Below are 12530 nucleotides of genomic sequence, written 5' to 3'. Positions count from 1 at the left end.
CACACAACGCCGACCCGAAGCCCTTCCGCTGGACCGCACCTGCCGACACCATCATCAGCAAGCACCAGCGCGGGAAACGTCTGCTGGAATCACTCCACTAGCCCTCCGCCGGCAGCGCCACCAGATCGGCGCGCATCCATCGCGCCGTGGCGCGGCTGCCGGGACGGAAGTGGTCGGCCAGCGCCGCCGGGCCTTCCACCAGCAGGGCGCGGCCACCGTCCAGCCGCAGCACGGCCTGGGTGCCGGTGCCGAGGAAGCTCAGCACCTCCACCGTGCCGGACACCGCATTGGGTCCTGCCGCCGGCGCGTCGTCCAGCACCACGCGTTCCGGCCGCAGCACCAGCGTGCCATCCGGCCCATCCAGCGGGATGCCGTCTTCCGACCGTCCGTCGCGGCTGGCGAAGAGGTTGGCGCGGCCGATAAAGGTGGCGACGAAGCGGGTCGCGGGGCGCTCATACACCTCCCGCGGTGTACCGAGTTGTTCCAGCCGGCCCTGGTTCATCACCGCGATGCGGTCGGAGATCGCCATCGCCTCCGCCTGGTCATGCGTCACGAACAGCGTGGTCAGGCCGAGCTCCGTCTGCAGCCGCCGCAGCTCGATCCGCGTGCCTTCGCGCAGCAGGGCGTCCAGGTTGCTGAAGGGCTCGTCCAGCAGCACCACGGCGGGGTTGATGACCAGGGCGCGGCCCACGGCGACGCGCTGCTGCTGGCCCCCCGAAAGCTGGCGCGGCAGCCGCGCCTCCAGCCCCTGCAGTTTCAGCAGCGCCACCATCCGCGCCACACGCACCGCCAGGTCCGGCTTCGGCACGCCGCGGCGCTTCAGGCCGAAGGCGATGTTCTCCGCCACGCTGAGATGCGGGAACAGCGCGTAGGATTGGAACACCATCCCGGTATCGCGCCGATGCGCGGGCATCGTGGTGATGTCCTGGCCGCGCAGCAGGATGCGCCCGGCACTCGGCTCGATGAAGCCCGCCACCATGCGCAGCGTGGTCGTCTTGCCGCAGCCCGAGGGGCCGAGCAGGGCCACCAGCTCCCCGGCCGCGACGGTCAGGTCCATCCGCGCCACGGCGGTGGTGCTGCCATAGCGGCGCGCCAGCCCGTCCAGCACCAGCTCCGCGCTGCTCGTCATCGGTTCGCGTACACCTGTTGGGCCACCATCAGCAGAAGCGCCAGCAGGATGAGGAGGGAGGAGACGGCGGCGACCGTCGGGTCCATCTGCATCTGCGCGGCGCCATAGAGCACGACGGTCAACGGCGCGTCCCGGACCGAGCCCAGGAACAGCGCCATCTCGACCTCGTCGAAGGAGAAGATGAAGGCCAGCGCCGCGGCCGCGACCAGCCCCGGCCGCAGCGCCGGCAGCGTCACCAGCAGGAAAGCCTTCACCGGTGAGGCGCCGAGGTTGCGCGCCGCTTCCTCAATGGCGGGATCGACGCGCCGCAGCACCGGCAGCATCACCCGCAGCACCATCGGCACCCCGACGAGGAGGTGGGAGACCACCAGCCGTGTCATCCCCGGCGGCGCGATGGGGTTGGCGGCGAAGAACAGCGTCAGCGCCACCGCCAGCACCAGCGCCGGCAGCACCAGCGGCGAGAGGAACAGCGCCTCCAGCAGCACGGAGCCCGGGAAGGCGAAGCGCGTCAGCGCCACCGCCGCCGCCGTGCCGACCAGCAGCGACAGCGCCGCCACCATCGCCGCCAGGCGCAGGCTGACGAAGAAGCCGTTCAGGTAGCGCGCATCGGCCAGCGCCGCCTGGTACCAGCGCAGCGAGAAGCCCTGCGGCGGGAAGGCCAGGTAGCCGGTATCGCTGAAGGAGGCGGCGACGATCACCAGCAGTGGGCCGAGCAGGTAGATGAAGCCCAGCAGCGCCAGGGCGCGCAGCACCCAGCCGAGCGGCGAACGCAGGCTGGTCATCGGGCGCGCTCCCCCAGCAGCCTGCCATAGGTCAGCGCGACGGAGAGCGAGATGACCAGCAGGATGGCCGCGATCGCCGCAGCAAAGGGCCAGTCCAGCAATTCCAGCGTCTGCTCGTAGATGGTCACCGCCATGAAATGCGCCCGCGCCCCGCCGATCATGGACGGCGTGGCGAAGGCGGAGACGGAGAGGGAGAAGACCAGCAGCGACCCCGCCAGCACGCCGCCGCGCGCCAGCCGCAGCGTCACCAGCCACAGCGCCACAGCGGGCGAGGCGCCGAGATTCATCGCCGCATGTTCCAGGTCCCGGTCGATGCCGCGGATCACGGCATACAGCGTCACGATCATGATCGGCAGCAGCACCTGCGCCAGCGCGATCACCACGCCGGCAAAGGTGCCGATGAGTTGAAAGTCCGGTGGCACCAGCCCGCTGCCCTGCAAGAGGCGGGAGGCGACGCCGGAGCGGAAGAACAGCACCATCCAGGCGAAGCTCCGCACCACGGCGGAGACCCAGAGCGGAAAGGTGGTCAGCAGCAGCAGCAGCCCGGCCCAGCGCGTTTCCGCCCGCGCCAGCAGGAAGGCCAGCGGAAAGCCCAGCACCAGCGTCACCAGCGTGACGCAGACGCCCAGCAGCAGGCTGTTGCCGAGCACGCCCAGGTAGTAGCCGTCGCCGAGGAAGCGGCTGTAGGTCGGCGGCCCTTCCAGGGATTGCAGGAACAGGCCGAATTGCGGCCAGAGGAACAGCAGCGCGAAGACCAGCGCCGCCGGGGCCAGCAGCCCGGCGGCGATGAGGCCCCGCCGGGCGGAAGCCGGCACCCGGCTAGCGCGCGATCTCGCGGTTGAAGCGCTCGGTCCAGGCGGGGCGGCTGGCGTTGATCACGTCGCGGTCCAGCGTGGCCAGCCTGTCGGTCGGCGCCATGAAGGGGGCGACATCCGGCGGCAGCTGGGTTGCGGTGTTCACCGGCGCCCAGCCGATCTCGCGCGCGATCGCCGTCTGCACCTCCGGGTCCAGGTGCCGGTTCAGCACGGCGCTGGCGATGTCCGCGTTGCGGGAACGGCGGGCGGCGCAGCCCGTCAGCAGCACGAAGGGCGCGCCTTCCTCCGGCACCGAATAGGCCACGGGGATGCCCATGGCGGTGCTGCGCATGGCGGAAGCGCCGTCATAGGGCATGATCCAGATGTCGCCGGAAGCAAACAGCGTCTGCACCTCCGCCGCCGAGCGGAAGATGTTGGCGCGGCCGGCGATGCGCTTCAGCGCCTCGAACCCCGGGCCGATATTGCTCTCGCTGCCGCCATGCGCACGGGCCAGCATCACCAGGAAGTCGGTGCCATAGCCGTTGGTGATGTGCGGGAAGGCGATGTGGCCTGCGAATTCCGGCTTGAAGAAATCCTTGTAGCTGCGCGGCGGGGTGGCGACCTTGTCCGGGCGGTACAGGATGCCTTCCGTCACCAGGCCCCAGGCGACCCAATGGCCGTCGGCGTCCTTCAGAGTCGCCGGGACGTTGGCAAAATTCGGCGCCTCCGGCAGCTTCTGCGTGAGACCAGCCGCCTTGGCCGGCACCTGCTGGCCGCCGGAGAACATGAACAGGTCGATCTGCGGCGCCTGCGCCTCCGCCCGCATGCGCGCAAAGGCATTGGCCGAGAGCAGCGGCGTCTGCGTGCCGCGCGCCCCGGTCTCCCGCGTCACGGCGTCGTAGACCATGCGCTGGATCAAATCCTGGCTCGGCCCGCCGAAGGCCGTCGCCACGATCTCGCGCCCCGCGAAGCGCGGCTGCGCGCCGGCCCGGCCGGGCAGCAGCGTGGCGGCGGCGAGCCCGGCGGAGGCCAGGGCATGGCGCCGCGTCAGCGGGCGCGACATGAAACCATCACGCGGCATGGGCTCGTTCCTTCGCTCGGTGGAGTGATTTGTCCGGACTATGAAGCGGCGCCCGGCCCGGCCGCAAGTCCGCTCGTGCCGGGCTCATGCCTCCTTCGGCAGCCTTGCCTCGGCCTCGCCGTGCTCGGCCAGCAGCGCGGCCAGGCGGCGGCGCATCTCGATGCCCGGCTTGTCCGCCGGCATGTGCCGTTCCGCACCCATGGCCAGCGGCACGTCGAAGGTCGTCGTCTCCAGCACCGTGCGGTCTTCCGTGGTCACCGCGCGGTCGAAGGCGATCACCTTCTCGGAAGGAGCATCGGCCTCCGTGTCGCTGCGGTAGACCCATTGGCAGATCATGCTATGCGCATCGTCGATCGGCGTGGCGCCGGTGCACAGGATGTGCGTCAGCCCCCCGGGGTAGTCGATGCGGCTGGCGCGGAAGAAGGGCAGGAACCAGCGGCCCTCGATGATCCGCACCGTGCGCTCCGCCTCGGTCTTCAGCAGGTCCTTGCTGATGCCGCGGTTGGAAACCGGCGCCTCCGACCGCATGACGAAGCCCCATGCCGTGTGCTCGATGGTGGAGGGGGCCGGCCGCGGATCCTCCGGGATGCCGAAGGTGGCGGCATGGACGTAGGAGAAATGCGCGGTGTCGAAGCTGTTCTCCATGATGCGCAGGCCGGCGACTGCCCAGGGCTCGTGGAACTCGTCGATGCGGCGGAAGCGCGGGTCGGCGGCTTCCGGGATCTCGGGGATCGGGTGCAGCGGGTCCTCCAGGCAGACCCAGATCCAGCCATGGCGGGCGGCGGCGTGGTGCGCGCGGGTGCCACCCTTCATGCCGCGCAGCGGGTCATGCGCCTGCGGCACCTTCACGCAGCGGCCATCCGGGCCGAAGGCCCAGCCGTGATAGGCGCAGGCCAGCGCCGGGCCGCCCGGCACCGCCGCATCGAGGAAGCCGGCGGACAGCTTCGCGCCGCGATGCGGGCAGCGATCCGCCAGCGCCGCCGGCGCGCCATCCCGGCTGCGCCACAGCACGATGTCGCGGCCCAGCAGCCGGAAGGGCAGCGGCCGGTCGGCCGCCAGCGTCGTCTCCGGCATCACCGGGTACCAGAACCGTCGCAGTACCTTCTGGCGCGTCACCAACATCGCCTGGCCCTCCTGCCCCGCCGGATTTCATCCCGTGGCCGCCGCGGCCGCAACGCTCCTGGCTGCCTTGCTTCGCGGCAGGGGCGGCGCGGGAGAGCAAAGGCGCTCAATCGCTGGGCGGGGCTGCCTCTCCTGGCAGCAGCTTCGGGCGCTGCCGCCTGCCGGGCGGCCCTGCGGCCGCGGCATGTCGGTTGCTTGCGCAGACGCGAAGAAACCAGCGCGCAAGCGCGACAGGAGAGGCCAAACAGATGCAGACCACCCGCCGCAGCGTCCTGACCGGCGCGGGCATCGCCGCCGCCGGCCTGCTCAGCACCCCGCGCCTGGCGCGCGGCCAGGCGTCCCTGACGCCGATCAAATTCTCGCTCGACTGGGCCTTCCAGGGTCCGCAGGCGCCCTACCTGCTGGCCGCGGAGCGTGGCTATTTCCGCGAGGAAGGGCTCGATGTCTCCCTGGACCGGGGCTTCGGTGCCGGCGACGTGCCGGTGAAGGTGGCCAGCGGCGCCTACCAGTTCGGCGTCGGCGACGTCTCCGCCGTGATGCGCCTGCGCCTGACGCAGCCCGGCACCGACCTGATCTGCCCCTTCGTGCTGGCCCAGGGCAGCCCGCTCTCGGCCATCACGCTGCGCCGTACCGGCATCCGCACGCCGAAGGACCTGGAGGGCAAGAGGCTGGCGGCGCCGGAGACCGATGGCGGGCGCCAGTTCTTCCCCGCCTTCGCCCGCGCCACCGGCATCGACACCGGCAAGATCACCTGGATCACCGTGACGCCGCCACTGCGCGAGCCGATGCTGGCGCGCGGCGATGCGGACGCCATCACGGGGTTCGAGACGTCGGGCGTGTTCAGCCTGCGCGCGCTCGGCATCCCGCAGGCGGATATCGTGGTGATGCGCTATTCCAGCTTCGGCGTGGCGCTGCTGTCCACCGGGCTGCAGGTGCGGAAGTCCTATGCGGAGGCCAATCCGCGCATCGTCACCGGCATGATCCGCGCCATCATCCGCGGCCACGCCGATGCGGCGAAGGACCCGGATGCCGCGATCACCGCCCTGGTGAAGCGCGACCCGACGGCGCCGGTGGCGCTGGAGAAGCAGCGGCTGATCGCCAATTTCGAGTTCGTGCGCACGCCGGAGGTGATCGCCGGCGGCTATGGCAACCTGCCGCTGTCGCGCGTGCAGGCTTCCATCGAGACCATCCGCACCGCCTTCAACATCCCGGCCACGCTGGCGGCGGCGGATTTCTACCAGCCGCAATACCTGCCGCCGGCCAGCGCGCTGGCGGCGCCGGTCATGGGCTGACCCCTCTGGTCTGATTCCTCTGGCCTGATCCCTCTGGCCTGACCCGCCTGATCGGAGGCCGGCCGCGGCTGGCCTCCGGCTTTCGTGAATGGATCGTGGCGGAAAAAAGGCGCATTCGTGGCAGGCACGCCATTGTCCAGGGAGGCTTCGCATGGTGATCGCGCTCTGCCTTCTCGCCGGCCTTGCCGCCCTGCTCGGCATGTCCAGCGTGGCGCTGGCCCTGCTGCCCACCATGGGGCTGGGGCTGGCCGGGCTCGTCGTGGCGCTGGGATTCGGCGCGGTCTCGCTGGGCGCCGGACTGGGCGCCGCCGTGCTGGCCTTCGGGCAGGAAAGGCGGGCCTGAGCCCACCCGGCCGTCAGCCGCCGCGCGCCAGTCGCGGCTTGCGCGCCAGCAGCGGGGTCAGCGCCGGGTCCTGGTAGCGCACGAGCTGGGGCAGCATCTCCGGCTCGACCGGCATGTCCCCCAGCGTCACGGTCAGGCACAGGCCGGAACCCAGCATTTCCAGGCGCTTCTGGCCGCGCAGGGGCAGCGGGATACGATGCCGCCGGCACGCCTGCAGCAGCAGCGGCAGGATGTCCGTGGCCTGGAAGGTCCAGTCGCGCCGCCGGCCGGGGCGGGGCGCAGGGGGCACGAGCCGGGCCACCACCTCGCCGGACGGCGCCGTGGCCATGTCCAGCCGCACGCGGGGGTTGGCCCGCGCCCAGCCGGGATCGGCCGCGGCAAGCCCCTCGGCCAGCGCCACCTGCACCTCCTCGGCCGAGAACACGATGTAGCGGACCTCCTTCGGCACGGCGGTCAGCCTGCCGCCCGGCCGGCGCCCGGCGGCGCCGCGCCGCGCCCCGTCACCCCGCTTCGGGTCGCCGCCCATGCCCGGCGCCTTGCCGCTGCCGATCGCCCGGTCATCCCTCTCCCATCCTCCGGCTCCGGCGCGCATCATGGCGGCGCGACGGCTGAAGGAAGCGTTGCCGCGGCGCGTTCAGCGCGGCAGCAGGATGCGCAGCGGCCCGGCCGGATCTTCCACCGAGACCGGCAGCGAACCGGTCGGGTCGCCATCCGCCTGGGTCGGGATGGAATCGGTCGCGGCGCTGGCCGGCGCCAGCCGCACGCTGCGCGCGGCAATGCACGCCACCCCCGGCAGGCGCGGCACCAGGCCGAGCGGCAGCGCGGCGCCGGCCAGCAGCGCGGCGCCGGCGCCACCGCGGCGGAACAGCACCACCTGGAAGCCGGGCTCCGCCGGCCGCGCCGCCGGCGCCAGCAGGTGCCGCCCGGCATAAAGCCGCCCCTTGCTGACGATGACGCTGGCCGCCAGCCCGGCCGGCTGGCCATCGATGGTCACCGCGATGGGCGGGAAGCGGTAGCGCGGCAATTCCGCCAGGCCCTGCAGCACATAGGCGGCGCGGCCCAGCCGGCGCTTCAGCCCGAGGTCCAGCCGCGCCACCACCTGGGCATCGAAGCCGGCGCCCAGCATCTGCACGAACAGCCGCTGGCTGCCATCGGCGAACCGCGCCCGGCCCGGCCAGACCACGCCGGCACGCCCATCGGCCAGCACCTGCGCCGCGGCTTCCGGGGCCAGGTTCAGCCCCAGTTCCCAGGCCAGGACATTGGCGGTGCCGAGCGGCAGCAGGCCGAGCGCCGCGGCGCTGCCCTCCAGCCCCGCCGCGACCTCCGCGATGGTACCGTCGCCACCGGCGGCGACCACCTGGCCAATGCCCCGCCGCACCGCCGCGGCGGCGATGCGGATCGCATCGCCCGGCCCCGCCGTCTCCAGAACCTCCGGCGTCAGCCCCAGCGCGCCAAGCGCGGCCAGAGCGCGCCCGAGTCGACGCCTTCGCCCGGCCCCCGCGGCCGGGTTGAACACGATGAGCATGGCAGGACCCCGCGGGCGGCAGGCGCCCATGCGAAAGGGTTGGGCGCATTCCGCGCCGGTGTCGGGCTGATAGCGGAGGTATCGTGACGATTCGCGGTCGTGCGCCTGACCAACGCGTGACATGCAGCCGCTGCATTCCACCGCCGCCCGCCACGCGGCAGGCGTCATTCAAGATTCACGTCGCTTTCGTGCTGCGCGCGGTAGAGCGCGATCGCGCAACGGAGCCGCCATCGGCGCGTTCCGGGCGACGCACGGTGCTAGGCGGGCCCAGCCGGGGTGCGCCCCCGCCGGGCAGGGGCAGCGGGGCCGCAAGGCCGCCGGCCCGCGTGGAGATGCGGGGCCAATACATGCACAGCACTCAGAAGCGGCGGCATTATCGGACGGTGTTCCTGTCCGACATGCATTTGGGCACGCGCGGCTGCCGCGCCGACTTCCTGGTGGATTTCCTGCGCCGTACCGAATGCGAGCGCCTGTATCTTGTCGGCGACATCGTCGATGGCTGGCGGCTGCGCAAATCCTGGTACTGGGACAGCGAGCATGACGAGGTCATCCGCCTCGTGCTGCGCATGGCGCGCAACGGCACGGAGGTGACCTACATCCCCGGCAACCACGACGAGATGTTCCGCGACTGGCTGGGCCTGGAAGTCGCCGGCATCAAGCTGGAGAAGGAAGCGGTGCACGAGGCCGCCGACGGCCGCCGCTTCCTGGTGATCCACGGCGACGAATTCGACAGCGTCGTGCGCTATGCGAAGTTCCTGGCCCATCTCGGCGACTGGGCCTATGACAGCGCCCTGGTGGCCAACCGCTGGTTCAACGCGCTGCGCCGCCGCTTCGGCTACCCCTACTGGTCGCTGTCGCAATGGCTGAAGCGCCAGGTGAAGGAGGCGGTGAAGGCGATCGACCGCTTCGAGACCGCCCTGGCCCAGGAAGCCCGTCGCCGCGGCCTTGACGGCGTGGTCTGCGGCCATATCCACCATGCCGAGATGCGGGACGTGCAGGGCGTGCTCTACATGAACGATGGCGACTGGGTGGAAAGCTGCACCGCGCTCGTCGAACACGCCGATGGACGGTTCGAGCTGGTGGACTGGGCACGGGAGAACCAGCTTAGCTTCTTCCGCACCGGGGTCGCGACGCCGGTGCCGGAGGCAGCCTAGGCGAAGGGATTTCGTGGACGACGACGCAGGCTGGGGAATGGGAACGCTCGAGGAGACGGAGATGTTGGCATCGGCAGGGCCGTTGCGCATCCTGGTCGTCTCGGATGCGTGGTTGCCACAGGTCAATGGCGTGGTCCGCACCATGCAGACGGTGGTGGCGGAGCTTCGCGCGCGCGGCGACGTGGTGGAGGTGGTCGGGCCCGATCGCTTCCCCACCCTGCCGACGCCCGGCTATGCCGAGATCCGCCTGGCGCTGGCGCCGCGCCGGCGGCTGGCGCGCATCGTCGATGAATTCCGGCCGGATGCCGTGCATGTGGCGACCGAAGGGCCGCTTGGCTGGGCCATGCGGGCGATCTGCCGGCGCCGCGGCTGGCGCTTCACCACCTCCTTCCACACCAAATTCCCGGACTACCTGCACGCCCGGACCGGCATCCCGAAATCCTGGTCCTGGGCGCTGATGCGGCGTTTCCACGCCGCCGGCTCCGGCACGCTCTGCGCCACGCCGACCCTGGCGGCGGAGCTGCGCGGCCGCGGCTTCGCCCATGTCGTGCCCTGGTCGCGCGGCGTGGATCTGTCCCGCTTCAGCCCGGATGCGGCGGAGCAGGGCGCGGCGGAGGCCTGGGAATCGCTGCCGCGGCCGATCTTCCTCTGTGCCGGCCGTGTGGCGGTGGAGAAGAATCTGGAAGCCTTCCTCGCGCTCGACCTGCCGGGCAGCAAGGTGGTGGTGGGCGACGGTCCGCAGCGCGCCGCCCTGATGCGCCGCTTCCCGGAGGTGCATTTCACCGGCTGGCGGGAAAATGGCGCGCTGGCCCGCGCCTATGCGCGCGCCGATGTCTTCGTCTTTCCCAGCCGCACCGACACCTTCGGCCTGGTGCTGCTGGAGGCGCTGGCCAGCGGCACGCCGGTGGCGGCCTATCCGGTCACCGGGCCGCTCGACGTCATCGCCGATTCGCCGGTGGGTGCGCTGGATGAGGATCTGCGCGCCGCCTGCCTGCGGGCGCTGCAGGCGAAGCGGGAGGAATGCCGCGTCCATGCCGCCCGCTTCTCCTGGTCGGCCTGCGCCCAGCGCTTCCGCGACAGCCTGCTGCACTGCAGCTGACCGGCGCCGCCCCGGCCCTGCGCCGGCAGGCCATCCCCCCTGGGGGATGGCCGGCGGGGCTTCCGGCGGCCGGCCGGCCTCCATCGGTTCCGACCGGCTGCGCAATTTCCTAACCCGGCCGGACCGTGCTACCGGCAGACCATGGCGTGCGTCCCAAACCGCCCATGATGCGCAAGCTCATCCGGCATCCGGCGGTCCAGGCGGGCCTGGCGCGGCTGATCGGGCTGTACCTGGTGCTGGTGGTGCGCACCACGCGCTGGCAATTGCTGGGGGCGGAGCCGGCGCTGGACCTCATCGCCGCCGGGCAGCCACTGATCCTCGCCTTCTGGCATGAACGCCTGCCGGTGATGCCGGCCCTGTTCCGGCTGGCCCGGGCGCGCGAGCCGCGCGTGGCGCAGCTGCGCCCGCATGTGCTGGTCAGCCAGCACCGCGACGGGCGGTTCATCGGCGCCGCGGTGGCACGCTTCGGCGTGACCATGGTCTATGGCTCCTCCCGCCGCGGCGGCGCCATCGCGCTGGCCGGCCTGTTGCGCGCCCTGCGGCAGGGCCAGCCGGTGCTGATCACGCCGGATGGGCCGCGCGGGCCGCGCCGCCGGGCGGCGCCCGGCGTGGCGCAGCTGGCGGCGCTGTCCGGCGCGGCGGTCGTGCCGCTCAGCGCTGCCAGCACGGCGCAGCGGCGCATCCGGTCCTGGGACCGCATGATGATCCCGCTGCCCTTCGGCCGCGGCGTGGTGGTCTGCGGTCCGCCGATCCAGGTGCCCCGCGACGGCGCGCCGGCGGCGCTGCCCGGCATCGAGGCGGCGCTCGATGCCAGCTGTGCGGAGGCGGATCGGCTCTGTGGCGTGGCGGAGGTGCCGGGTGGCTGAGGCGGGGCGCATCAGCCTGGCCGGCACCGCCTGGTGGCTGGCGGCCAGCCTGGTGGCGCCGCTGCTGCCCTGGCACCTGCGCCGCCGCATCCGCCGCGGCAAGGAACTGCCGGGTCGGCTGGCGGAGCGCTACGGCCTCGGCGCCGAGCTGCCGCCGGGCCGGCCCCCCGGCCGCCTGCTGTGGCTGCACGCCGCCAGCGTGGGGGAGGCGCTGTCCACCCTGCCGCTGCTGGAGGCGCTGGCCGAGCGCGACCCGGCGCTCCGCCTGCTGGTGACCACCGGCACGGTGACGGGGGCGGAGGCGCTGCGGCGCCGGCTGCCGCCCGCGCTGCTGGCGCCTGACGCAGCAGGCCACGCCCGCATCACCCACCGCTTCGCGCCGCTGGACGTGCCGGGATGGGTGGGGCGCTTCCTGGACGGCTGGCGGCCGGATGCCGGCGCGCTGGTGGAAAGCGAACTGTGGCCCAACCTGCTGGCCGCGGCCCGCGCCCGCCGCCTGCCCATGGCGCTGGTGAATGCGCGGATGAGCGCGCGTTCCTTCGCCCGCTGGCGCCGGCTGCCGGGCCTGGCCGGCACCATCCTCGGCGGCTTCCGCCTGGTGCTGGCGCGCTCGGCGGCGGATCGGGCGCGGCTGGCGGCGCTGGGCGCGGTCGCCGCCGAAAGCTGGGGCGACCTGAAATGGGCGGCGCCGCCGCTGCCGGCGGATGCGGCGGAACTGGCCCGGCTGAAGGCGCTGCTGGCCGGCCGCCCGGTGTTCCTCGCCGCCTCCACCCATCCGGGGGAGGATGCGGTGGTGCTGGCGGCGCATGACATCCTGGCCCGCGCGCATCCCGGCCTGCTGACCGTGCTGGTGCCGCGCCATCCGGAGCGCGGGCCGGCGGTGGCGGCGCTGGCGCGCGGGCTCGGCCATGCCGTTGCCCGACGCGGCGCGGGCGAGGCGCCGTCGCGGGACCACGCCGTCCATGTAGCGGATACGCTGGGCGAACTCGGCCTGTTCTACCGCTTGGCCGATGTTGCCCTGGTCGGCGGCAGCCTGGTGCCGCGCGGCGGGCAGAACCCGTTGGAGCCGGCGAGGCTGGGCTGCCCGATCCTGCTCGGCCCGCACACCTTCAACTTCGAGGAGGCCGTCGGCCGGCTGCTGGAAGCCGGCGGCGCCAGGCGGGTTTCCGCCGATCCCGTGGCGCTGGCGGAGCAGGTGGCGGCCGTGCTATCCAATTGTGGCGGGACGCAGGCAATGGTCGCCGCCGCCGCCGGTCTGGCGGAAGGACAGGCAGGCCTGCCGGGCCAGGTGGCGGATGCGCTGCTGGCCCTGCTTCCCGGGCCCGGCGCGGCGCCGGGGTGAC

At 72.6% G+C, this 12530-nt stretch carries 13 protein-coding genes; 6 read left to right on the top strand and 7 right to left on the bottom strand.

Features of this window, described 5'->3' with window-relative positions:
* Positions 1–97: 97 nt before the first annotated feature.
* The 5 genes from HEQ75_RS15590 to HEQ75_RS15570 all read right to left on the bottom strand — a co-directional run bounded on the left by HEQ75_RS15590 (position 98) and on the right by HEQ75_RS15570 (position 4908).
* Positions 98–1129, bottom strand: a complete 1032-nt coding sequence (locus tag HEQ75_RS15590; protein WP_168032207.1) for an ABC transporter ATP-binding protein — start codon at positions 1127–1129, stop codon at positions 98–100.
* A complete protein-coding gene (locus HEQ75_RS15585) occupies positions 1126–1911 on the bottom strand; it encodes an ABC transporter permease (RefSeq protein ID WP_168032206.1) in 786 nt (261 codons plus the stop codon). Before HEQ75_RS15585 ends, HEQ75_RS15590 begins: the two co-directional genes overlap by 4 nt.
* The gene (locus HEQ75_RS15580; protein ID WP_168032205.1) at positions 1908–2726 is read right to left on the bottom strand and encodes an ABC transporter permease; all 819 of its coding nucleotides are present in this window, start codon (positions 2724–2726) and stop codon (positions 1908–1910) included. The genes HEQ75_RS15585 and HEQ75_RS15580 overlap by 4 nt, the downstream gene beginning before the upstream one ends.
* Before the next feature lie 4 nt (positions 2727–2730).
* The gene (locus HEQ75_RS15575; RefSeq protein ID WP_168032204.1) at positions 2731–3786 is read right to left on the bottom strand and encodes an extracellular solute-binding protein; all 1056 of its coding nucleotides are present in this window, start codon (positions 3784–3786) and stop codon (positions 2731–2733) included.
* Positions 3787–3870: 84 nt separating this feature from the next.
* On the bottom strand, positions 3871–4908 hold the full coding sequence (locus tag HEQ75_RS15570; RefSeq protein ID WP_168032203.1) for an aromatic ring-hydroxylating oxygenase subunit alpha: 1038 nt from the start codon (positions 4906–4908) through the stop codon (positions 3871–3873).
* Between the two features lie 248 nt (positions 4909–5156).
* Between HEQ75_RS15570 and HEQ75_RS15565 the strand changes: the two genes are divergently transcribed.
* Positions 5157–6200 carry an ABC transporter substrate-binding protein gene (locus HEQ75_RS15565; protein ID WP_168032202.1) on the top strand — a complete coding sequence of 348 codons (1044 nt, stop codon included), beginning with the start codon at positions 5157–5159 and terminating at the stop codon, positions 6198–6200.
* Between the two features lie 151 nt (positions 6201–6351).
* The gene (locus tag HEQ75_RS15560; protein WP_168032201.1) at positions 6352–6543 is read left to right on the top strand and encodes a hypothetical protein; all 192 of its coding nucleotides are present in this window, start codon (positions 6352–6354) and stop codon (positions 6541–6543) included.
* 13 nt (positions 6544–6556) lie between these two features.
* Here HEQ75_RS15560 and HEQ75_RS15555 read toward each other — a convergent pair whose 3' ends face one another.
* Together HEQ75_RS15555 and HEQ75_RS15550 are read right to left on the bottom strand one after the other, a co-directional pair.
* Positions 6557–7069, bottom strand: coding sequence for a hypothetical protein (locus tag HEQ75_RS15555; RefSeq protein WP_209318584.1), 513 nt, complete (start codon positions 7067–7069; stop codon positions 6557–6559).
* 108 nt (positions 7070–7177) lie between these two features.
* Positions 7178–8068: a diacylglycerol/lipid kinase family protein gene (locus HEQ75_RS15550; protein ID WP_168032197.1), complete on the bottom strand. Its 891-nt coding sequence runs from the start codon at positions 8066–8068 to the stop codon at positions 7178–7180.
* A gap of 347 nt (positions 8069–8415) precedes the next feature.
* On the opposite strand from HEQ75_RS15550, the gene HEQ75_RS15545 reads away from it, so the two are divergent.
* The 4 genes from HEQ75_RS15545 to HEQ75_RS15530 all read left to right on the top strand — a co-directional run bounded on the left by HEQ75_RS15545 (position 8416) and on the right by HEQ75_RS15530 (position 12529).
* Positions 8416–9222 (top strand): UDP-2,3-diacylglucosamine diphosphatase, encoded by an 807-nt coding sequence (locus HEQ75_RS15545; RefSeq protein WP_168032195.1) that lies wholly within the window; start codon positions 8416–8418, stop codon positions 9220–9222.
* A gap of 61 nt (positions 9223–9283) precedes the next feature.
* Positions 9284–10321: a glycosyltransferase family 4 protein gene (locus HEQ75_RS15540; protein WP_235961705.1), complete on the top strand. Its 1038-nt coding sequence runs from the start codon at positions 9284–9286 to the stop codon at positions 10319–10321.
* 167 nt (positions 10322–10488) lie between these two features.
* A complete protein-coding gene (locus HEQ75_RS15535; RefSeq protein ID WP_235961693.1) occupies positions 10489–11187 on the top strand; it encodes a lysophospholipid acyltransferase family protein in 699 nt (232 codons plus the stop codon).
* Positions 11180–12529, top strand: a complete 1350-nt coding sequence (locus tag HEQ75_RS15530) for a 3-deoxy-D-manno-octulosonic acid transferase (RefSeq protein WP_328734073.1) — start codon at positions 11180–11182, stop codon at positions 12527–12529. The genes HEQ75_RS15535 and HEQ75_RS15530 overlap by 8 nt, the downstream gene beginning before the upstream one ends.
* The last annotated feature ends 1 nt before the right edge of the window (position 12530 follow it).

The organism is Falsiroseomonas selenitidurans (genome assembly GCF_012103215.1).
Lineage (GTDB): Bacteria > Pseudomonadota > Alphaproteobacteria > Acetobacterales > Acetobacteraceae > Falsiroseomonas > Falsiroseomonas selenitidurans.
Note: the sequence above shows the minus strand (reverse complement) of the source record. Positions and strands in the feature narration are given on the sequence as shown.

What these genes read in the sequence shown, in the direction of transcription:
- HEQ75_RS15570 (WP_168032203.1), bottom strand. Translation starts at nt 4,908, where the DNA reads ATGTTGGTGACGCGCCAGAAGGTACTGCGACGGTTCTGGTACCCGGTG.
- HEQ75_RS15560 (WP_168032201.1), top strand. Translation starts at nt 6,352, where the DNA reads ATGGTGATCGCGCTCTGCCTTCTCGCCGGCCTTGCCGCCCTGCTCGGC.
- HEQ75_RS15545 (WP_168032195.1), top strand. Translation starts at nt 8,416, where the DNA reads ATGCACAGCACTCAGAAGCGGCGGCATTATCGGACGGTGTTCCTGTCC.
- HEQ75_RS15575 (WP_168032204.1), bottom strand. Translation starts at nt 3,786, where the DNA reads ATGCCGCGTGATGGTTTCATGTCGCGCCCGCTGACGCGGCGCCATGCC.
- HEQ75_RS15565 (WP_168032202.1), top strand. Translation starts at nt 5,157, where the DNA reads ATGCAGACCACCCGCCGCAGCGTCCTGACCGGCGCGGGCATCGCCGCC.
- HEQ75_RS15550 (WP_168032197.1), bottom strand. Translation starts at nt 8,068, where the DNA reads ATGCTCATCGTGTTCAACCCGGCCGCGGGGGCCGGGCGAAGGCGTCGA.
- HEQ75_RS15540 (WP_235961705.1), top strand. Translation starts at nt 9,284, where the DNA reads ATGTTGGCATCGGCAGGGCCGTTGCGCATCCTGGTCGTCTCGGATGCG.
- HEQ75_RS15590 (WP_168032207.1), bottom strand. Translation starts at nt 1,129, where the DNA reads ATGACGAGCAGCGCGGAGCTGGTGCTGGACGGGCTGGCGCGCCGCTAT.
- HEQ75_RS15585 (WP_168032206.1), bottom strand. Translation starts at nt 1,911, where the DNA reads ATGACCAGCCTGCGTTCGCCGCTCGGCTGGGTGCTGCGCGCCCTGGCG.
- HEQ75_RS15555 (WP_209318584.1), bottom strand. Translation starts at nt 7,069, where the DNA reads ATGGGCGGCGACCCGAAGCGGGGTGACGGGGCGCGGCGCGGCGCCGCC.
- HEQ75_RS15535 (WP_235961693.1), top strand. Translation starts at nt 10,489, where the DNA reads ATGCGCAAGCTCATCCGGCATCCGGCGGTCCAGGCGGGCCTGGCGCGG.